The sequence below is a fragment of the Streptomyces shaanxiensis genome (assembly GCF_039537145.1).
Lineage (GTDB): Bacteria > Actinomycetota > Actinomycetes > Streptomycetales > Streptomycetaceae > Streptomyces > Streptomyces shaanxiensis.
Genome location: NZ_BAAAZY010000024.1, coordinates 78,502 through 98,233, shown reverse-complemented (window position 1 = coordinate 98,233; position 19,732 = coordinate 78,502). Strand labels below are relative to the sequence as shown.

Here is a 19,732-nt window from a genome sequence, read left to right as displayed (position 1 = left end):
GACTGATCCCTGCCCGCCGCCCTCGTCGGAGGCGGGCAGGGTCACTTCAGGACCGCCTCCCAGGTGTCGACGGCGAAATGTACGGTCAGTCCGTGCCGCGCGTACAGGGCGGGAGCCCCGGTGGCGTTGGCGGTGTCCACGCCGAGCCCCACCGTTTCCCGTCCCCGCGCGGCGAAGGCGCCGAAGGCGTGCCGCAGCAGCAGGCCACCGAGACCCTGACCACGGGCTTCACGCAGTACTCCGATGCTCCGGATCCAGCCCATCGCCTCACGGTCGTCGCGGGCGATGAGGAACCCGGCGTCCCCCAGCTCCTCGGTGCCGACGATCCACACCAGCGACCAGTCGAGCACGTCGGCGTCGACGTCCTCCAGCCACTGGTCGTACGTACGCGACTGGAAGTCGAAGTGCTGGGCGAAGCTCGACTGGTACAGCGCGTGCACCCGCGCACGATCCGCCTCGTCGGTGCACGCCCGCAGCCGTACGCCGGGCGGAGCCTGCGGGACGAGGTCTTCGGCGGCGTCCAGCGGCCGGTGCAGGACGTGATACCGCCGTACGGCGAACCAGCCCCGCTGCTCGATCAGCCTTGTGTCGATCGTCGGCTCCGTGTTGAGGTGCAGATGCACCACCGCCCTCGACGCACCGTTCGCGCGGGCCTTGTCCAGGGCGCGGACCTCCATCGCGTCCAGCAGGAGTTCGCCCGCCCGCTGGTGGTCGGGCAGCACGTAGTGATCGATGTCGACGCGCTCACCTCCCGACTCGTCCCACAGCAGGCCGTAGGCCACCAGCCGGTCGCCGTCGAAGGCCAGCCACGAGTCGAGCTCCAGAGTGACGTCGGACCGCTTCAGATCGGCCTCGACGGTGTGCAGGTCGGTCTCGGGGCGGCCTATCTCCATCCGATCGATGTCGTTGAGCAGGTCGGTGATGGCGGCCGCGTCGGTGAGGCCGGCGGGACGGAGGGTGTAAGGCATGGGCTCAGGATCGGGGGAGGGGAGGGGGGCCGCAACGGATTTTCACCCTGCGGCGGCGCTCCGCGTGTCCCCCCTCCCTCGGCCCCTTCCCCTGTGCCGGCTGTCAGCAGGTCGCGGAAGACGGCAGGTCGCCGTACTCGTTGCCCTTGAGGTAGACGGCGCTTACATAACCCTCGACGAGCTTGACCCACACGTCGTTGGTGTAGCCGTTGTCGCTGATGGTCTCGCCGCGCACCCAGCAGTGCGCGCCGCGCGGCTGGTTCGCCGCGACGCTGCCGACCTTGGCGTACGAACGCGCCGGTCCGGAGCGGACGTTGACCGTAGCCGGGAACTCTAGGGAAACCCGAGGTCATGAACACCCTGAGACTTCTCAGGTACCGCCCGCACGGCGCGCCGCCCCTACGGTCCTGATGACGAGCAGGACACCACCGACCCAGGACACCACCGACCCACGAAAAAGGGCCCGCATGCGCCGCCGACCGCTCCAGACCCTGCTGGCCACAGGAGGCGCCGCCGATGCCGGCGCTCACGCCGCTCACCGCGCACGCCGCACCGCACTCGGGCGGTAACTACGGCGCCTACGCCTTCGAGGGCCAGTACCCCACCGTCGGCGGCTGCGCCGGTACGTTCCGCCAGGTCGGGCCGACCAAGGCATCGACCACGCCTACATGAAGATCGGCAGCAACCTCAACGGACGTGTCTCGCGCGCCCTGCCGGCGTGCGACGGCCACGCCCTGACGAACACGAACTGGTGCTGACGAACCGAGCACGCCGGGGAGCCGTCCTTCAAGGCATCATGCTCACCACCATCAACACCGGCCCCCTGGCCGCCTCGGTCCGTCACCTGCTCGACTTCGCCTGGAACCAGACCCGGTCCTGCGCGTTCGCCATCGCCCTGCTCTCCGGCGTGGCCGCGTCGACCTTGCTGCCCGGCCTGCCCGTGGCCCGCTACGACCTGCTCGTCGCCTACGGCGTGCTGCTCACGCTCCTGTTCTGGCTGCGTGGCTGGGAGAACGGCCGGGACATCGCCGTGATCGCCCTGTGTCATGTCATCGGCCTGGCCTTCGAACTGGTCAAGGTGTCGCTCGGATCCTGGAGCTATCCGGAACCGGCCGTCCTGAAGTTCGCGGGCGTCCCGCTCTACGGAGGGTTCCTCTACGCGGCCGTCGGTAGCTACGTCTGCCGCGCCTGGCACCTGTTCGACCTGGAGCTGGTCCGCTACCGGCCCCGTGCGACAGCGGTCGTGGCCGCGGCCGTCTACGTCAACTTCTTCAGCCACCACTGGCTGCCCGACGCGCGCTGGCTCCTGGCCGGCCTGCTCCTGGCCGTCACCGCGGGCACCTCGGTGCGCTACACGGTCCGCGGAGTCCGCCGCCGGATGCCACTGGCGCTGTCCTTTGTCCTGATCGGCTTCTTCCTCTGGGTCGCGGAGAACCTAGCCACCTACCTCGGTGCCTGGCGCTACCCCTACCAGCTCGACGGCTGGGAGCCCGTGGGTGTGGACAAGATCGGCGCCTGGTCCCTGCTGATCAGCGTCACCTTCGTCCTGGCGGCGGTGACCCGACCGTCCCGCCGCCGGGAGGCCGATGGCACGCACGGCCCGACACCGGGAGGATCGTGAGCGGGGGACCGGTGGAACGGGGCGCGGTCTTTCTGGAGCGGTGGGGGCTTCGCCAGGAGGGGGCGCCGATGCGCGGGCGTGCCTCGGTCGTGCTGCCCGTGGTGTGCGGCGACGGGGAGTCCGGCCGCGCTGAAACTCCAGGACGTCGACGACGAGACGGCCGGGGAGGGGCTCGCACTACGGACCTGGGGTGGCGACGGGGCCGTACAACGGCTGGCGGAGGACCCGGAGACCGGCACGCTGCTGCTCGAACGGCTCGACGAGGTCCGGCCGTTGTTCACCGTGCCCGAGGTGATGGAGGCGACCCGGATCCTCGCGGAGTTGCTCGCGCGGCTGACGGCCGTACCGGGACCGGCCGGGCTGCGGCCGCTCGATGCGGTCACCGCAGGCCTGTTCGAGCGGCTGCCGCCGGTACTCGCGGAGCTGGGGAGGAGGCGCCGACGCGGACGCGCGCCTGCTGAGGGACTGCGCGGCGGCCGTGCGCGAGGTCGTGGACGAGACCGGGGACCGGTTGCTGCACTGGGACCTGCACTTCGAGAACGTCCTCGCCGCCGACCGTGAACCCTGGCCGGCCATCGATCCGAAGCCGCTGGCGGGGGACCCGTGCTTCGAGGTGCTGCCCGCACTGTGGAGCCGCTTCGGCGAGGGCCGGTTGACGCGTCGCTTCGATCTGCTGACGGAGGCGTTGGGCGTGGACCGCGAGCGGGCCCGGGCCTGGACGTTGGGGCGGGTGCTGCAGGGCTCCTTGTGGCGGGTGGAGGCGGGACAGAACCCGAACGCCGAGCAGCCCGCGATCGCCGAGCTGCTCCTGGGACGTCGAGCCTCCGCCGCCTGACCGCAGCGCCCGCGGGATGAGGCCGACAGGCCGGGGGCACCTGGGCAGGCACCCCCGGCCGGCAACCGCTACTTGCTCGTCGGCGCCGCCTGCTGCACGACCTCGAAGGACCACAGCGTGGACCCACTGGCCGCGGGCTTGGGGCGCTCGCCGCCCTCCGCGCCGCCGCCCTGGTGGGCCGACTTCATCGGGCCCTCCATCCAGGCCTGGAAGGACTCCTCGTCACGCCACCGGGTGTAGACGAGATACTGGTCGGTGCCTTCGACCGGCCGCAGGAGTTCGAACCACTCGAACCCGTCGGAGCTCTCCACGGCGTGCGCACGCGAGGCGAACCGCTTCTCGAGCGTCTCGCGCTGCTCGGCGGGGACGGTCAGTACGTTGATCTTGACTACGCTCATGTCCTCATCCTGCCGCACGCCCGCCGGCAGCCGGACAGCGACTCGGCCCACACCTGCCCGATCCGGCCGGATCAGGCCGTGTGCAGCGTCAGCCCATAGCGGTTGAGGATCTCGTTGACAGGCTGGAACCAGGTCTCCCCGCCGCCGGAGCAGTTGCCCCAGCCACCCGAGGTGACGCCCTGCGCCTGGTCACCGCTGATGAAGGAGCCTCCGGAGTCCCCGGGTTCGGCGCAGACGCTGGTCTTGGTCATCTGGTGCACCGCGCCCTGGCTGTAGTTGACCGTCTCGTTCTTGGCCAGCACCGTCCCGCAGTGCCAGTGTGTCGTGGAGCCGGAGCGGCATATGGAGGTGCCGACGGGCGCCTCGGCCGAGCCGCGCACCAGCCGGTCCGGGACCGTGCCCCAGCCGAGGACCACCGGCACGGTCCACCAGCCGCTGCCGACGCTCACCCAGGCGTAGTCGTTGTCCGGGAACGACGACCCCTGGAACGAGCCGATGTAGCTTCCGTCCCAGCCCCTGACCCCGGCCCCCGCCTGGCCGCAGTGCCCCGCGGTGACGAATCCGCCGTGCACCGAGAAGCCTATGGAACAGCGGACGTTGCCCGTGTAGTAGGGATCGCCGCCGACCGTTCCCGCCGCGAAGGTGCGCGGAGCCGCGGCGACCGTCTCGACGGTGACGGGTCCGGCTGCCCGGGCGCGGGAGACGAAGCGCCGGACATCGTTGTCGGCCTGCCTGTCGCGTACGACGTTCACCACGACCGTGTTGGCCACCGGATCGACGTGCCAGCTGCTGACGCCCGTCGGCGCGGAGATGCGGTCGATACGGGCCTTGGCCGCGTCGAGAACGCGCGCGCTGTGCGCGACGGTGCGCACCGTCGCTCCGGTGGCCCGGACCTTCCGCACGGTCGCGGGCGGGGCGTCCGAGGTGACGGCCACGGTCAGCCGCTCGCTCTCCGCGTCGAACCACGCGCCGCCGTAGGCGGACCCGGCGGCCTTCCGCGCCTGCGGCGTGCGGTCCATCGCGGTGCGTTCGGCGGCCAGCCGCGCCTCGGCCTGCTGCTTCGACAGGCCGAGGTCGCGCTGCATCGCCTGCAGCAGGCCGGCGGAGGCGGGTGCGTCGTCGGTCGCCGCGGGGGCGTCGTTCGCCGAGGCGGGCCCGGTGCCGGACGCGGTCCAGCCGCCGAGCACGAGGAGTACGGCCAGGCCTGCGTACGTGAGTCTGATGCGTCTCAAGGGAGTTGCCCTTCGTCGTTCCAGCAAGGTGGGGTGGAACAACCGCAATGTGAGAGCGCTCTCATTCAGGGTCGGGCAGAGCCTAGCGATGACGGCGTGTCAGGTCCATACCAATGCAGGCCTGAATTCCGGTATGGCCGTCCGCCATGACCGTCCTCCATGACCGTCCTCCATGGCCGTCCATGCCTCAGTCGAGGTTGCCGGTGCGGGCGTCCCGCCACAGGTCGACGCCGCCCTCGGTGGCGTACTTGTCGATCTCGGCCAGTTCCTCGGCCGCGAAGTCGAGGTTCTCCAACGCGGCGACGTTCTGCTCCAGTTGCTCGGCACGGGAGGCGCCGATCACCAGCGAAGTCACCCGCCGGTCGCGGAGGGCCCAGGCGAGCGCCATCTGGGCGAGGGTCTGGTCGCGCCGGGCCGCGATGTCGTTGAGCGCGCGGAGCCTGCGCAGCATGTCGCCCGAGAGCCATGTCTCGTCGAACGACTTGCCCTGCGTGGCCCGGGAGTCCGCGGGGACACCGTCGAGGTAGCGCCCGGTCAGCAGCCCCTGCGCGAGCGCCGTGAAGCCGATGACCCCGAACCCCTCCTGTTCGGCGGTGTCGAGCAGCCCCTCGGTCTCGATCCAGCGGTTGAGCATGCTGTACGACGGCTGGTGGATGAGCAGCGGTGTGCCCAGCTCGCGGAGGATGGCGGCCGCCTGCCGGGTGCGCTCCGCGTCGTACGAGGAGATGCCGACGTACAGGGCCTTGCCCTGGCGTACGGCCGTGTCGAGCGCGCCCATCGTCTCCTCCAGCGGGGTGCCGGCGTCGAGGCGGTGGGAGTAGAAGATGTCCACGTACTCCAGTCCCGTCCGCCGCAGCGACTGGTCGAGCGAGGCGAGCACGTACTTGCGGGAGCCGCCGCCCTGGCCGTATGGGCCGGGCCACATGTCCCAGCCCGCCTTGGTGGAGATCACCAGCTCGTCCCGGTACGGCGCGAGGTCCTGCTTCAGCAGGCGACCGAAGTTGATCTCCGCGGCGCCGTAGGGCGGGCCGTAGTTGTTGGCGAGGTCGTGGTGGGTGATCCCCAGGTCGAACGCGCGCACTGCGATCTCGCGCTGGCTCTCGAAGGGGCGGTCGTCACCGAAGTTGTGCCAGTACCCCAGGGACAGCAGGGGGAGGTCGAGTCCTGAGCGTCCGGTGCGCCGGTAGAGCATGGTGCCGTTGTAGCGGTCGGGATCCGCGAGGTGGGTCATCGGGGCATCGTTCCACCCGGTGCGGCCGCAGCAGGGAAGCGGTCGATGGCGAGCCCATGTTTCTTTAAATTAGTAATCTCTCCTACCTCGCCGACCCCGCCCCGTTCCGCTTCGTCGACGGACACGCACCCCGCAACGACGCCCCCGGCCTGGGCATCACCGTCGACGAGGCGGCCGTACGTGCCGCCGACGGCACCGGACACGCCTGGCGCAACCCGGTCTGGCGGCACGCCGACGACTCGTTCGCCGAGTGGTGACGGCCGTGCCGGCCATCACCACCGACCCCGCGCACGGCGGCCGTTGGACGTCCCTGCGCTCTCCCGGCCGCGAATGGCTCTGGCACCGCCCGGTGCCGGAACGCGACAAGGTGGCACCGGGCGACGCGTTCGTCGACGCGGGTGGACTGGAGGAGTGCATCCCCACCGTCCGCGGCCTTCCCGACCACGGAGACGCCTGGTCGCGCCCGTGGACCCGGACCGGCGACACCGAACACGTACAGGGCGATTCCTTCGCCCTCGCCCGGTCCATCCGCGCCACGGCCGACGGCGCCCACGTCGACTACACCCTCACCGCACAGCCCGGCTTCCGCTTCATCTGGGCGGCGCACGCCCTGCTGGACCTCTCCCGGCAGGCGTCCCTGCACATGCCCGCCGGCGCGAGCGCCCGCCTCTTCCCCGAGGCCGCCCCGCTGCTCGGCGAGACCTGGCCCGCCGGCGCACCCTGGATCACCGGCCGATGGCCGACACCCCACGGACTGCCCCTCGACCGGCTCGGCCCCGACGACGGCACGGCGGTCGGAGCCGTCGTCGAGACACCGCTGGGCTGCGTCCACGACGGCCACGACCGACTGGCCCTGGAACTACGGGCGGACGGAGAGGCGAACGGAGGGGCGGAAAGCCGGCCCGTGTCCATCGCCCCGTGGCGCAACCTCGCCGGCTACCCCCAGCCGCACCCCTCCCGGAGCACGGGCGTGGAGCCCATGCTCGGCCGCGTCTTCGACCTCGCCGGCGCGGGTCCCGCGGAAGCGGCCCGCGTACCGGCATCGGGCGAGCTCCGCCGGCGCCTTACGCTGACCGCGGCCTGCCGATGCCCCTCGCCTCCCACCCACAAGGAGCACTGTCCGTGGACCTGACCGCCGCGCTGGCCACGCACCGCCTGGTCGCCATCGTGCGGGGCGACGACGCCGACGCCGCGCTGCACACCGTGTTGACCCTGGTCGAGGAGGGCGTCGAACTGGTCGAGGTCTCGCTGTCCGGCAGGGACGCCCTCTCCGTCATCGAACGCGCCCGGCACGTCCTCGGCCCCGACCGCCCCCTCGGCGCGGGCACCGTCCTGACCGCCGAGGACGCCCGCGCCGCACACCGAGCGGGAGCCGACTTCGCGGTCACCCCGGGACTGGGCGACGGCGTCGGCGCGGCACAGCAGCTGGGCATGCCCGTCCTCGCGGGCGTGCTGACCCCGACCGAGGTCATCGCCGCCCAGGCCATGGGAGTGGCCGCGCTGAAGATCTTCCCGATCGGCCAGGCCGGGGGAGCGGCCTATCTGAAGGCCCTGCGCGGCCCGTTCCCCGAGGCGTCGTTCGTCCCGGTGGGCGGGGTCGACGAGGCCGTCGCCCGCGCCTGTCTCGCGGCCGGGGCCCTCGCGGTCGGCGTCGGCTCACCCCTTGTCGGCGACGCCGCCGACGGCGGCAGCCTCACCGCGCTGAGGGAACGCGCCCGCGCCTTCCGCAAGGTCGTGGAAGAGACGGCCCCGTGACCGCGGCCCCGCGGCCCACCCGCCCCGACCGTCTCGAACTGGGCGAGGGCATCCGCTGGACCGGCACGGGCGTCGTCCTCGTCGACATCCTCGCCGGAGGTCTGCTGACGGCCCCGAACGATCCCACGGCCCCCCTGCACATCGTGGCCCAACTCCCCGTCCCCCTGGGCGCCGTGGCACCCGTGGCCGGTCACCACGGCGCCTGGATCGCCGCCGCGGGCACCGGCCGCTGCCTGCTGTACCCCGACGGCACGGTCGACTGGCTGGCACGCCCGGAGGAGAACACCGGGACACCCATGCGCATGAACGACGCCGTCGCCGACCCGTTCGGCCGGTTCTGGGCCGGGAGCATGGCGTACGACGCCGACGAGGCCGCCGGTTCGCTGTACCGGCTCGACCGGGACGGCACGGTCGTCCGGGTCCTGGAGGGCATCACCGTGCCCAACGGACCGGCGTTCACTCCCGACGGCAGCGTCATGTACCTCGCCGACAGCGCTCGGGGCGTCGTCCGGCGCTACCCGGTGGACCCGGTGACGGCCGACCTCGGCACACCGGAGGAGTTCCTGACGGTCCGTGAGGGCAGTCCCGACGGCATGGTGGTCGACGTCGAAGGCGCCGTGTGGATCGCCGTCTGGGGCTCCGGCGCCGTGCGCCGCCACCTGCTGGACGGCACGCTCGACCGTACGCTGCGGCTGCCGGCGCGGCAGCCGGCCGGCGTGTGCCTCGCCCGGGACGTCCCGCACATCACAACGGCCCGCGTGGGCCTGGCCGTACCGGGTGACGACGACGGCGCCCTGTTCAGCGTGCGCGTGGACGTGCCCGGCACCCCGACGCCCGCCTGCCGGGTCGACGCCGCCCGGCTTCCTTCGGCCACCGGGAGCCAGGCATGACCGGCCCGTGGCGCCCCGCAACCGGCCCCGTCGTCTGCATCGGCGAGACCATGGCGGCGCTGGCCCCCGATCCGCCGAGCCCTCTGCTGGACGCGGCCGAGCTGCGGTTGTCGGTGGCGGGAGCCGAGTCGAACGTCGCCATGTACCTCGCCGACCACGGTGTCCCCGTCGCCTGGCTCTCCGCGCTCGGCGACGACCCTCTGGGGCACCGGGTACGCGCGACCGTGGCCGCCTCAGGAGTCGATGTGTCGCATGTGCGCACCGACCCCCACCGCCCGACCGGCCTGCTGGTCAAGGACCCGGGCCCGGCCGGAACACGCGTGCACTACTACCGGCGCGGCTCGGCGGCCTCGGCCCTCGGCCCCGAGGTGCTGGACGGCCCGCCCGTGCGCACAGCCGCGCTGCTGCATCTGACCGGCATCACCCCGGCCCTGTCCGACTCGTGCCGTCAGCTGGTCATCCGTGCGCTCGCCGCCGAGCCCGGCGCACGACCGTACGCGGTGAGCTTCGACGTCAACCACCGCGCCGCCCTGTGGCCCGACGGTTTCGCCCCGGCCGTGCTGCGCGAGCTGGCCGACCGGGCCGACATCGTCTTCGTCGGACTGGACGAGGCACAGGCGCTGTGGGGCGAGAAGCTGACGCCGGAAGACGTGCGGGCACTTCTGCCGCGTCCCCACATCCTCGTCGTCAAGGACGGCGCGAACGACGCGACGGCGTTCACCGAGGAGGGCGCCCACACCGTGCCGACGCCGCGCGTGACCGTGGTGGAAGCCGTCGGCGCCGGCGACGCCTTCGCGGCCGGTTTCCTCGCGGGCCTGCTACGGGGCACGACCACGACCCAGGCCCTGCGCCTGGGCCACATCACCGCAGCCTCCGCCCTCCGGGTCACAGGAGACCACGGCCCCCTGCCCGACCCGCGGCAGACGGAGGCGCTGCTGGTTCTCTCGGCGCGGGAGTGGGCCGGGCGGGGACGGTAGCTCCTCCGATACAGCACTGGCTCGGCGAGACCGTCCGGGACGGTGCCGAAGGGCTCGTCCAGAACCGGCACGTGCTGCAGGGGTTCACGTACATGAACATTGCTCACGTGGGTGTACAGCGATGTGCCCGCCGTGCAAGGCTCGGTCAACTCCTTTCCCCCGATGACCAGTTGGAGGGACCAGCATGAGTGTTTCCCGGCGTACTGTGCTGGCTTCGGCGGCCGGTGTCGCGGCGGTTGGCGCCGCGTCGACACCGGCCGCGGCTACGACCGTCGGCAGACCACCGGCACCGACCTTGCACAAGCTCCGCGCGGCGGCCGACTACGCCGTCGAGAAGGTCCGTACCGTCGCACCGTCCGTGACCGCTTTCCCCGTCGGCACGAAGTTCGAGAAGTGGGTCTACTCGCAGAACGGCGACTGGGTCGGCGGGTTCTGGCCGGGCACGCTGTGGATGGCATGGCTCCACAGCAAGGACGACGACTTCCGCGGGTGGGCCCTGGCGTCCGCCGAGAAACTGGCCCCTCGCCAGTACGACACCGGCACGCACGACCTCGGCTTCCTCTTCTACCCGTCATGGGTCACGGCCTGGCGGCTGACGGGCGACGACGCATGGCGGACCGGAGCCCTGCGGGCGGCCGCCTCCCTGATTCAGCGGTACAACCCGCGCGGACGCTTCATCAGGGCGTGGGGCGCGCTGAACGACGAGCGCAACGCCGGCCGGGTCATCATCGACACGATGATGAACCTCGACCTGCTGGCGTTCGCGAGCAGCCAGACCGGCGACGACAAGTACCTGAACATCGCCGTGGAGCACGCGAGAACGACCCGGCGCGTCTTCCCCCGCCCGGACGGATCGACCCCGCACGTGTACGACTTCGACCCGGCCAGTGGCGCCCCGATCGGCCCGAACACCGTGCAGGGGTACAGCCCCACGTCGTGCTGGTCGCGCGGCCAGGCATGGGGCCTGTACGGATTCACCACGATGTACCGGCGCACCAAGAGCCCCGAGTTCCTGGCCACCGCCCGCAGCCTCGCGGATTTCGCGGTGGGCGCGCTCACCCCGGACCACGTACCCGTGTGGGACTACCGCGCCCCGCAACAGCCGTACGACATCAAGGACGCCTCGGCCGGAGCGATCATGGCGTGCGGCCTGCTCGACCTGTCCGTGGCCACCGGCCGCCACGCATACCGCGAGGTGGCGCTGAGGCTGCTCACCGCACTGTCGGAGACCTGCCTGACGAGGAACTCGAGCCGCGCGGACGCGGCCGTGGCCCGCTGCACCCGCAACCGGCCGAGCGAGGACGGGGTCGAGATCTCCCTCCCGTACGCCGACTACTACCTTCTGGAAGGCATCCTGCGCGTGCTCCAGCCACAGGACGTCGACCGGGCGATCGACCTGTCCACCGTCTGAACTTCCGTGACAGGCGGGCCGGTCGGACTCGGTCGGCCCGCGTGGGAAGGCATGGCCGACCGCAGCTCACTCCCCTCTGTCCCAGTAGTCCCGCATCTCCGCAACCGATCGTGGCCGACTGCGAATTTGATTCCATTCGTTCAACTTGGCCTGGTGCGCTCGGTACTTCCGACGACCGAGTACGCCGGCAAGAGTCAGGCTCGAAGCCAGGAATGCGACTTCCGCGACGAGCGCACCAACCAGCCCGGCCGTCAACTCACCGGCGCCCAGAGAAGTGGCCACGTAAAGGCCGAGCGGAAGCACAAGTGCGGCTGTGACGACGCCGAGGCATCCAAAGCCCATCCCTCCTATGAACACCAGGACACAGCAGAGCCCCAAGAGAATGATCGCGACGACGAGCATCCACTGAGCGGGGCTGGAAGGCTCCTGACCTGCGGCTATGCGGAATGGCATGGCGTTGACCGGCATGCGCGCCCCCGGAGGAGAGTGAGTGCGTGATCAGTTGACGGTGCAACGTGTCACTACTACCGCCGCCCACGCGGGACCGGTCCCGGCTGCGGGACCGAACGGAAGTGGCGCACTCTGACGTCGCCAGGCGATCAGTGGCTGTGCAGCCAGCTGTCGTAGGCGGCTGCGTCGACCACGGTGTACAGGCCGATCGCTGCAGGCGCCAGGACGGCCGCCATGGCGCCGACGCGCAGGCTGAACGGGGCGAAGACGGTGACGGCTTCGGTCTGGCCGGTGATGGTCCGCCAGTCACGGAAGCGCCGCACGTCGCCGGCGCAGGCTCCCCAGAAGGCGAAGCCGGTCAGGAGGAAGACGAGGGCGCCCACGCCGGACAGCCCGCCGGCGACGGCGAGGAACTCCAGGCGTGCGCTGTGGCGGGGGACGAACAAGGCGACGACGGCGACCAGGACGACCGCCCCCAGACCGAACAGCACCCCACGCGCCAGCACATCGCGCATCCGCAGCCGCGGCAGGCGCACCCCGTCTTCGTCCAACTCCATGGCGGCACCGTACCCGAGCGCCGACAGGGCCAGGAGCAGGGGGACAGCGCCGCACCGCGCCTGGCCTCGGCCCTGCACGGACCGCCTTCAGACGAGCGCAGGCTCCAAGGTCGCCGGCGTGGGACCGTCCGGGCGGACTGTGATGCCGTACTGCGCCTTCGTGGGCGTGGCGGAGAACGCCACGGTGTGGGCCGGCAGCAGGTGTTCGAGCAGGATGGTCGACTCGCGGAGTGCGAACTGCAGACCCAGGCAGGCGCGGGGACCGATGCCGAAGGGGAGGTAGGCGCCCGGATGGGTGGGGCGGCCGCCCGGGGTGAGGAAGCGCTGCGGGTCGAAGCGCTCCGGGTCCGGCCACAGCCGCGGATCGCGGTGCGTGAGGTACGGGCAGACCAGGAGGTCGGTGCCCGCTTCGACGGTGTGGCCGACGAGGGTGTCGTCCTCGGCGGCGTGGCGGGGCAGGAGCCAGGCGGCCGGGTAGAGGCGGAGCGTCTCGTGGACGAGGGCCTGGACGGCCCGGCGGCGTTCCTCCGAGCCCGCGTCGCCGGCGGCCAGCGCCGCCTCGCGGGCGGCGGGGTGCTGGTCGAGCAGCAGGTAGAGCCAGGTCAGGGTGGTGGCCGTCGTCTCGTGCCCGGCCGCGAGCAGCGTGACCAGCTCGTCGCGGATCAACTGGTCGGTGTACTCGGGGCGTTCGGTGGCGGCGTCGGTCAGGATGTGCAGCAGGCCGGGGCCGTCGGGTCCGGCATCCCCGCCGCGGACGGCCTCGATGGCGCGCAGGGCGACCGCGTCGATCCTGGCAAGATCGGCCGCGACCGCGTCCCGCGCCTTGTCGGCATCCGCGGGCAGCGTCGGCAGGGCGGCCCCCACTGCTTCCACGGCCTCCAACTCGTGTGCGGTCTCGTCGTCGAGGGGGTGCCCGGTGAGGGAGCGCCAGATGGTGTCCAGGGCGAAGCGGTGCATCTCCTTCCCCACATCGAGGCTCTGTCCGGTACGGGCGTACGCCTCCCAGCGCTCGGCGGTGGTCCGGGCCGCCTGGGTGATCCGATGTTCGTAGCGGCGCATCCCGGTGCCGGTGAACTGGGACTGCAGCAAGCGGCGTTGCCGCTTCCACGCCTCACCGGTGGCGGCCAGGAGACCGTCGCCGATCAGCAGACGGGCGCGGTGGGAGCGCTTGACGTACCGGTCCGGCCGGAGGGCGAGCACATGCTGGACCGCCTGCGGGTCGGTGACGAGAACGGTGAGGGCCGGCCCGAGACGGACCCCGGCGACGCCGCCGGCCCGCTCCCGCACCTGGGACAGCAGTTCGACCAGTTCGCCTCCCTCCGAATGCCACCGCTTCACGAGTTCGGGATCGACGGTGGGGACCGGTCGCTCGGTTCCGGGCACCTGCGGGAGTGAGTCGAGACTGGCTTCGGCGTCCATGCCGCGAACTGTACGGGAGCAGGCGCCAGTTGGTCGCCGTCCGCTTGGGCTCTGTCACTCTCCGGAATGACCCGGGTCCCACTCGTCCGGCTACTCTCCGGACGGCGCGGTCAGCGGGACACCCAGCGCCACCGGCGTACCGAAGTTTGGCGTGCCGTCGGCGTTCCATGTGAACTTCTGCGCCCTGGTGGAGCGGTTCATGTCGCAGCCGCCGCTCGCGGAGCTGTTGGCGTGATAGACCATCCAGTCCTCGGTTCCGTCCGGTGACTTGAAGAAGCCGTTGTGGCCGGGGCCGTATACGCCGTTCGAAAGGGCCCTGGACGATCCCACCGTCCAGTCACTGTTCTACGGCCCGGTCCTCCTGGTCGCCCGCACCCCCGACCCGGACTTCCGCGCGTTCTCCTTCTACAAGGACTTCACGCTCCGCGGCGATCTGGCCGACGCGATCGCCCCCGAGGGCCGCCCGCTCCACTTCACGGCACACGGTCTCACCCTGGCCCCGTTCCACATCGCGGACGACACCCGCTACCACGCCTACTTCAAGCGCTCCGAACCCTTCATCGTCTTCAGCACAACCGACTCCGGCGTACCGAACCACCCCCGCGGCGACGGCCTGACCTTCCTCGACGCCCTCTGGAACCAGGCCCCTTCGACACCTCCGCCCACTTCGTCCAATCGGTACGCGCCCTCGCCGACGGTTGGCTGTCCGAGGGGCTCCTCACGCGGGCGGAACGCGACCGGGTCGTCGCCGCGGCGGTCGGTGCGGACTTCAGGCGCTGAGGGCGCGGGCTGCCGCCGCACAACCGGGCGCGGTGGTAGCCCCGCCCCGACTTGCCCTGCCGGCAGGGTGAACTCCGACGCGAGTCGGGCAGGAATGGCCTATGGACGAGCGGTGGGCAGCGATTGCGGCCGGGGCGGTCAGTCTGCTGGGAGCCTCGGTAGGCGGAATGGCCGCGATCATCGGAGCCAGGATCGGGGCGGAGAAGAGCGCGGCCTCCGTACTGGAGCAGGTATCTCGCCAGGCGCACACCGAGCGCACACAGTGGATTCGCGACCAACGTGCCGCAGCCTATGAACAGTTCCTCAGTGCTTGGGACGCATACGTCCTGGCCCGTGGACGGTTCCACTTCGAGCGGCCCCCCACATACGACAACTTTCGGATGGTTCAGGAACTGGGCGGCAGTCTCCACACGGCTGCCTTCCGCATAAAGGTCGTCGGTCCCGAAAGCGTCACCACCCTCGCCGATCAGGTCCTGAGCAACCTCACGGCCATGGCGATACCGCACGAGGTGCAAGCCGAATGGGACGCTGTTCTCTGCCGATTCCGCGAGAGCGACGACCCTCGGATGCAGGAACGTCTGATCAGAATCGCGGAGGAAATTCTCTACAAGGGGTCCTGGGACGAGGCGATCGACGTGGCCCCTCAGCGGCACCGCTTCCTGCAGACCGCGGCTGCGGCTCTGGATGTCTCCTAGCCGGCAGAGACGACACGAGGACGGCCGTTCAATATTCGTTTACGTTCCCCCTGGGAGACGTCCTACCGTGACCCCCGTGACGACTCAGTTGATCATTCTCAACGGCGGTTCCAGCTCGGGGAAGTCCGGGATCGTGCGGTGTCTGCAGGATGCGCTGCCGGATCCCTGGCTGGCCTTCGGATGTGACTCGCTGGTCGATGCCATGCCCGCGAGGATGCAGGCGTCGAACGACGGGATCGAGTTCGCGGCGGACGGCCGGGTGAACGTCGGGAAGGACTTCATGGTCCTGCAGACGGCCTGGCAGGAGGGCGTGGTCGCGATGGCCCGGGCCGGAGCCAGGATCATCATCGACGACGTCTTCCTCGGCGGAGCGGGGTCCCAGCAGCGGTGGCAGAAGGCCGTGGCCGGGCTGACCGTGCTGTGGGTGGGCGTCCGCTGCGACAGCACGGTCGCCGCAGGCCGCGAGATCGCACGGGGCGATCGCGTCCCGGGGATGGCCGCGTTGCAGGCGGACGTGGTGCACCAGGGGGTCTCTTACGACCTGGAGGTGGACACCACCCACACAGAGTCCCTGGAGTGCGCGCGAACCATTTCCGCACACGTCAGCTGAGCTGTCGTCGCCTCCCGATCAGCCGGCGACACCCGGCACGACGCCGGCGGACCACTGCCGCCACCACGTCTGGCGGGGTGAACGACCGCGTCCGACCAGGTCGAGGTCGTCGACGACGCCCAGGTCGTCGTACGCCGGCAGCCACGAAACCGCCGGTCATGCCCGCGGTGACCCTTCAAGTCGTCCTCGAAGGCCTGCCCGTCCGATTCGACCGAGGGTCGACATGGATCTTGGGGCCAGGTCCGGCACCCTCCGGCCGCTCACCCGCGAGCACCGCGCCGACCTCATCCAGGCCCACGGTGGCCGCGACCAGCGGCCTGGGGTCGACCTCGCCGGACGCGTACGCCCGGATGGTGGCGTCCAGGCCGGGAGAGGCGGACAGGATGCCCACCGCCGCCACGTCCTTCAGCACCAGCGCGCGGGTGTCGATCCTGCTGGGCTCGCCGGCCAGCCCGATGTACACCAGCCGGCCCCCTGGTTCGACCAACTCCACTGCCCTGGACGGCAGATGCGCCGCGTTCGAGGCGTCGACGACCGCGTCGAAGGGCAGCTCCGGGAGGGAGTCCTCGTCCCATACGTGCTCGAAGCCCAGGGCGTGGGCGAACGCCGGCGAATTGTCGGCACGGTCCAGCAGGTGGACCTCCGCGCCGGCCGCCCGCAGGAACAGCGCGACCAGCAACCCGATGGTCCCGGGCCCCAGGACGAGAGCGCGGTCCCCGGCACGCAGCCCGGCCGCCCGCGCCGCGCGCAGGGCATTGCCGCCCGGCTCCACGAGCGCGCCGAGCTCGGCGTCGACCGAGTCGGGCAGGGCGTGCAACGAGGATGCCGGTACGGCGAGTTGCTCCGCCAGCGCCCCGGCCCGCGCTCCGCGGATGCCGACCTCCTGGCGCTTCTCGCACACATGCTGACGGCCCCGGAGGCAGCGGCGGCAACTGCCGCACCCCAGCATCGTGTCGCCCATGACACGGCGGCCGATCCACCCCGGATCGACACCGTCACCGACCACCGCCACCCGCCCGGCCCACTCGTGGCCCGGCCGCATCGGGTACCTGGAGTGCCCCTGATGGAGATAGGCCATGGCACCGGTGAAGAACTCCATGTCGGTGCCGCACACGCCGACCCGCTCGACGTCGACGACGACCTCGCCGGGTGCGGCCACGGGCGCCGGGAGGTCCTGGACCTCGTACGCGCCGGGGGCGGTCAGTACGAACGCGCGCATCGGCGGCCGCCGTTTCCGTGGTCTGTCGAGACGACGTACGTCTGCGTATGCTCCATGGCGTTCCGGACTGTAGACCACCGTACCGACTGCTGGAAGAGGTCCAGGGTGAGGCTGCGCAGCGCACAGTGGTACGAGGGACAGGACCGGAACGCCTACATCCACCGGGCGTGGATGCGCAGGGGCGTGCCGGCCGACGCCTTCACCGGCCGGCCGCAGATCGCCATCGCCAACACCGCCTCGGACCTGACCCCGTGCAACGCGCACCTCGACGAGGTCGCCGCCTCGGTGCGTGACGGCGTGTACGAGGCGGGCGGCATCCCGCTGGACCTGCCCGTGGTGTCGCTCGGCGAGACCCAGGTACGGCCCACCGCCATGCTGTGGCGCAACATGGCCGCCATGGCCACGGAGGAGATGCTGCGGGCCAACCCCATCGACGGCGTCGTGCTGTTGGGCGGCTGCGACAAGACGATCCCCTCGCTGCTGATGGCCGCCGCGTCCGTGGACCTGCCGGCCGTGGTCGTGCCCGGCGGCCCGATGCTCACCGGGACCTTCCGGGGCAGGCCGCTGGGGTGCGGCACCGATGTGTGGCGGCTGTCGGAGGAGGTCCGCGCGGGCACGCTCTCGCAGGAGCAGTTCACCCGCTCGGAGTCGGCGATGATCCGCAGCCGCGGCCACTGCAACACCATGGGCACCGCCTCCACCATGGCGCTGGTCGCCGAGGCGCTGGGCACGGTCGTCCCCGGCGTGGCGGGAACCCCGGCGCCCGACAGCCGTCTGCTGGAGGCCGCGCACACCACCGGCCGCCTGGCGGTGGACATGGTCGCCGCAGACCGCCGGCCGGGCTCCTTCCTCACCGAGGCGTCCTTCCACAACGCGATCGTCGCGCTGGCCGCCATCGGCGGCTCCACCAACGCCGTCGTCCACCTCCTCGCCATCGCGGGCCGCCTGGGCATCGACCTCACCCTCGACGACTTCGACCGCATCGGCTCCCGTGTCCCGGTCCTGGTCGACCTCCAGCCCGCGGGCCGATTCCTCATGGAGGACCTCCACCGCGCCGGAGGCCTTCTCGCCGTCCTGCGCGAGGTCCGCGACCTGCTAGACCCCGACGCCCTGACCGTCACCGGCAAGCCGTTGGTCGACGCGCTCGACGACGCCGGGATCTGGGACGGCGAGGTCATCCGCACCCGCGCCGAACCCCTGGTCGCCGAGGGCGGCATCGCCGTCCTGCGCGGCAACCTCGCACCCGACGGCGCCCTCGTCAAACCGGCCGCGGCCTCACCGCATCTACTGCGCCACCGCGGCAGGGCCGTCGTCTTCGACTCCATCGAGGACTTCCACGCCCGGATCGACGACCCGGGACTCGACGTCGACGCCGACTCCGTCCTCGTCCTGCGCGGTTGCGGCCCCAAGGGCTACCCGGGCATGCCCGAGGTCTCGAACATGCCCCTGCCGAAGAAGCTGCTCGAACAGGGCGTCCGCGACATGGTCCGCGTCTGCGACGGCCGGATGAGCGGCACGGCGTACGGCACGGTCGTCCTGCACGTGGCACCCGAGGCCGCAGCCGGGGGCCCCTTGGCGCTCGTCCGGACCGGGGACGTCATCACCCTGGACGTCGAGGCCCGCCGCATCGACGTCGACCTGCCCGCCGACGAACTCGCCCGCAGACACCCCAACGAGGCCACGCTCACCGGCTTCGCCAACCCCCGGCGCGGCTGGGAACGCCTCTACGTCGACCACGTCCGCCAGGCCGACACCGGCGCCGACCTCGACTTCCTCGTAGGTTCCAGCGGTTCCGAGGTCAGCCGCGAATCCCACTGACGGACGGCGTCACCGTCGCCGCGACACCCCGAGCTCGATGAGATGTCGCTTCGTCACCCGCCCGCCGTACCGCCTGTCGATCAGGCCCGCGACGCACTCGAACAACCCGTTCCGGGCGGCTTCCGGAAGAGCCCGGTGGCCGGAGTAGGTCCGCAGCACGTCGAGATATTCCGACGTGGTGTACGTGAGGTCCTTCTCGTAGCGGCGGAAGACCGTCGGGCCGAACCGGCCGCTACGCGCCACCTCCCGCGCATGGTCCGATCCGTGGACCTCGGCGGCCGCGGGAGGCCGCAGCCCGGGCGTCGTGTCCGGGTCGAAGCGTTCGTAGCAGCGTTGGACCTCGACGAAGAACTCCTCGGTGCCGCCCCACACATGCTGGGTGCGCACCACGGCGAGCGCCCCACCCGGACGCAGCGCGTCGGCGGCCCTGACCATCCGTACCGCCGGGTCGATCCAGTGGAACGCCGTCGCCGAGACGACCGCGTCGAACGGCTCCTCCGGCAGCGGCCAGCTCTCGAACCGCGCTGTCACCACCTCCACCGCCGCGGCCCCGGCCAGGTTGCGGCGGGCGACCTCGGCCATGCGCGGCCCCGCCTCGACGGCCGTGATCCGACAGCCCCGCCCGGCCAGCGGCACCGTCGCCTGGCCCGTCCCGCAACCCACCTCCAGGACCCGACTGCCCGCGCGGGCACCCGCGAGTTCCTCCAGGTCGTCGTACAGCCCCGGCGGATATCCGGGCCTGGCACGGTCGTACAGCTCCGCGTCCTCGTCGAAGGTCCGGCTCAGGCGCGCCCGCCGGGACTCCTCGGGCCTGTCGTCGCGTGGTGCCTGCGTGCTGTTGTCGGGCATGCGGAGGAGGCTAGCGA

The 19,732-nt window shown here is 71.5% G+C and carries 20 protein-coding genes and 3 pseudogenes; 12 read left to right on the top strand and 11 right to left on the bottom strand.

The window, feature by feature from the left end; genetic code table 11:
• Positions 1–41 precede the first annotated feature (41 nt).
• Entirely contained in the window at positions 42–968 is a 927-nt protein-coding gene (locus ABD932_RS34850) for a GNAT family N-acetyltransferase (RefSeq protein ID WP_345019128.1), read from the bottom strand.
• Between the two features lie 103 nt (positions 969–1,071).
• Positions 1,072–1,203: a hypothetical protein gene (locus ABD932_RS34845; RefSeq protein WP_345019126.1), complete on the bottom strand. Its 132-nt coding sequence runs from the start codon at positions 1,201–1,203 to the stop codon at positions 1,072–1,074.
• Between the two features lie 281 nt (positions 1,204–1,484).
• On the opposite strand from ABD932_RS34845, the gene ABD932_RS34840 reads away from it, so the two are divergent.
• The 3 genes and pseudogenes from ABD932_RS34840 (at position 1,485) to ABD932_RS44125 (ending at position 3,424) form a co-directional block, all read left to right on the top strand.
• Positions 1,485–1,640, top strand: a complete 156-nt coding sequence (locus ABD932_RS34840) for a hypothetical protein (protein WP_345019125.1) — start codon at positions 1,485–1,487, stop codon at positions 1,638–1,640.
• A gap of 124 nt (positions 1,641–1,764) precedes the next feature.
• Positions 1,765–2,589, top strand: coding sequence for a DUF817 domain-containing protein (locus ABD932_RS34835; protein ID WP_345019123.1), 825 nt, complete (start codon positions 1,765–1,767; stop codon positions 2,587–2,589).
• Positions 2,583–3,424: pseudogene (locus ABD932_RS44125) on the top strand (aminoglycoside phosphotransferase family protein). Before ABD932_RS34835 ends, ABD932_RS44125 begins: the two are co-directional and overlap by 7 nt.
• A 68-nt stretch (positions 3,425–3,492) precedes the next feature.
• On the opposite strand, the gene ABD932_RS34820 reads toward ABD932_RS44125, so the two are convergent.
• The 3 genes from ABD932_RS34820 to mgrA all read right to left on the bottom strand — a co-directional run bounded on the left by ABD932_RS34820 (position 3,493) and on the right by mgrA (position 6,285).
• Positions 3,493–3,822, bottom strand: a complete 330-nt coding sequence (locus tag ABD932_RS34820) for an antibiotic biosynthesis monooxygenase family protein (RefSeq protein ID WP_126388063.1) — start codon at positions 3,820–3,822, stop codon at positions 3,493–3,495.
• Between the two features lie 71 nt (positions 3,823–3,893).
• On the bottom strand, positions 3,894–5,054 hold the full coding sequence (locus tag ABD932_RS34815; protein ID WP_345019116.1) for a S1 family peptidase: 1,161 nt from the start codon (positions 5,052–5,054) through the stop codon (positions 3,894–3,896).
• Positions 5,055–5,241: 187 nt separating this feature from the next.
• Positions 5,242–6,285 (bottom strand): L-glyceraldehyde 3-phosphate reductase, encoded by a 1,044-nt coding sequence (gene mgrA, locus ABD932_RS34810; protein WP_345019114.1) that lies wholly within the window; start codon positions 6,283–6,285, stop codon positions 5,242–5,244.
• 77 nt (positions 6,286–6,362) lie between these two features.
• On the opposite strand from mgrA, the pseudogene ABD932_RS34805 reads away from it, so the two are divergent.
• From ABD932_RS34805 to ABD932_RS34780, 6 genes and pseudogenes are all read left to right on the top strand, one after another.
• A pseudogene (locus tag ABD932_RS34805) lies at positions 6,363–6,542 on the top strand (galactonate dehydratase); the annotation flags it as partial.
• Positions 6,539–7,417 carry a hypothetical protein gene (locus ABD932_RS34800; protein WP_425587573.1) on the top strand — a complete coding sequence of 293 codons (879 nt, stop codon included), beginning with the start codon at positions 6,539–6,541 and terminating at the stop codon, positions 7,415–7,417. The pseudogene ABD932_RS34805 and the gene ABD932_RS34800, both read left to right, overlap by 4 nt.
• On the top strand, positions 7,408–8,040 hold the full coding sequence (locus ABD932_RS34795; protein ID WP_345019111.1) for a bifunctional 4-hydroxy-2-oxoglutarate aldolase/2-dehydro-3-deoxy-phosphogluconate aldolase: 633 nt from the start codon (positions 7,408–7,410) through the stop codon (positions 8,038–8,040). The genes ABD932_RS34800 and ABD932_RS34795 overlap by 10 nt, the downstream gene beginning before the upstream one ends.
• Positions 8,037–8,930, top strand: coding sequence for an SMP-30/gluconolactonase/LRE family protein (locus ABD932_RS34790; protein ID WP_345019110.1), 894 nt, complete (start codon positions 8,037–8,039; stop codon positions 8,928–8,930). The genes ABD932_RS34795 and ABD932_RS34790 overlap by 4 nt, the downstream gene beginning before the upstream one ends.
• Positions 8,927–9,907: a sugar kinase gene (locus ABD932_RS34785; protein WP_345019109.1), complete on the top strand. Its 981-nt coding sequence runs from the start codon at positions 8,927–8,929 to the stop codon at positions 9,905–9,907. Before ABD932_RS34790 ends, ABD932_RS34785 begins: the two co-directional genes overlap by 4 nt.
• 184 nt (positions 9,908–10,091) lie before the next feature.
• Entirely contained in the window at positions 10,092–11,318 is a 1,227-nt protein-coding gene (locus tag ABD932_RS34780) for a glycoside hydrolase family 88 protein (protein ID WP_345019107.1), read from the top strand.
• 66 nt (positions 11,319–11,384) lie between these two features.
• Here ABD932_RS34780 and ABD932_RS34775 read toward each other — a convergent pair whose 3' ends face one another.
• From ABD932_RS34775 to ABD932_RS34760, 4 genes and pseudogenes are all read right to left on the bottom strand, one after another.
• Entirely contained in the window at positions 11,385–11,786 is a 402-nt protein-coding gene (locus ABD932_RS34775) for a hypothetical protein (RefSeq protein WP_345019103.1), read from the bottom strand.
• Positions 11,787–11,917: 131 nt separating this feature from the next.
• Positions 11,918–12,325 carry a DUF6336 family protein gene (locus ABD932_RS34770; RefSeq protein ID WP_345019101.1) on the bottom strand — a complete coding sequence of 136 codons (408 nt, stop codon included), beginning with the start codon at positions 12,323–12,325 and terminating at the stop codon, positions 11,918–11,920.
• Between the two features lie 87 nt (positions 12,326–12,412).
• Complete coding sequence (locus tag ABD932_RS34765; RefSeq protein ID WP_345019099.1) at positions 12,413–13,744, bottom strand: cytochrome P450; 1,332 nt, start codon at positions 13,742–13,744, stop codon at positions 12,413–12,415.
• 90 nt (positions 13,745–13,834) lie between these two features.
• Positions 13,835–14,062: pseudogene (locus ABD932_RS34760) on the bottom strand (family 43 glycosylhydrolase); the annotation flags it as partial.
• A 563-nt stretch (positions 14,063–14,625) separates the two neighbouring features.
• Between ABD932_RS34760 and ABD932_RS34755 the strand changes: the two are divergent.
• On the top strand, positions 14,626–15,219 hold the full coding sequence (locus ABD932_RS34755) for a hypothetical protein (protein WP_345019097.1): 594 nt from the start codon (positions 14,626–14,628) through the stop codon (positions 15,217–15,219).
• A gap of 76 nt (positions 15,220–15,295) precedes the next feature.
• The gene (gene cpt, locus ABD932_RS34750) at positions 15,296–15,829 is read left to right on the top strand and encodes a chloramphenicol phosphotransferase CPT (protein WP_345019096.1); all 534 of its coding nucleotides are present in this window, start codon (positions 15,296–15,298) and stop codon (positions 15,827–15,829) included.
• Positions 15,830–16,004: 175 nt separating this feature from the next.
• Here the strand turns inward: cpt and ABD932_RS34745 are convergent, their stop codons facing one another.
• Positions 16,005–17,048 (bottom strand): zinc-dependent alcohol dehydrogenase, encoded by a 1,044-nt coding sequence (locus ABD932_RS34745; protein ID WP_345019094.1) that lies wholly within the window; start codon positions 17,046–17,048, stop codon positions 16,005–16,007.
• A gap of 105 nt (positions 17,049–17,153) precedes the next feature.
• On the opposite strand from ABD932_RS34745, the gene ABD932_RS34740 reads away from it, so the two are divergent.
• Entirely contained in the window at positions 17,154–18,866 is a 1,713-nt protein-coding gene (locus ABD932_RS34740; RefSeq protein ID WP_345019092.1) for an IlvD/Edd family dehydratase, read from the top strand.
• A gap of 9 nt (positions 18,867–18,875) precedes the next feature.
• Here ABD932_RS34740 and ABD932_RS34735 read toward each other — a convergent pair whose 3' ends face one another.
• On the bottom strand, positions 18,876–19,715 hold the full coding sequence (locus tag ABD932_RS34735) for a class I SAM-dependent methyltransferase (protein ID WP_345019090.1): 840 nt from the start codon (positions 19,713–19,715) through the stop codon (positions 18,876–18,878).
• Between the last annotated feature and the right edge of the window lie 17 nt (positions 19,716–19,732).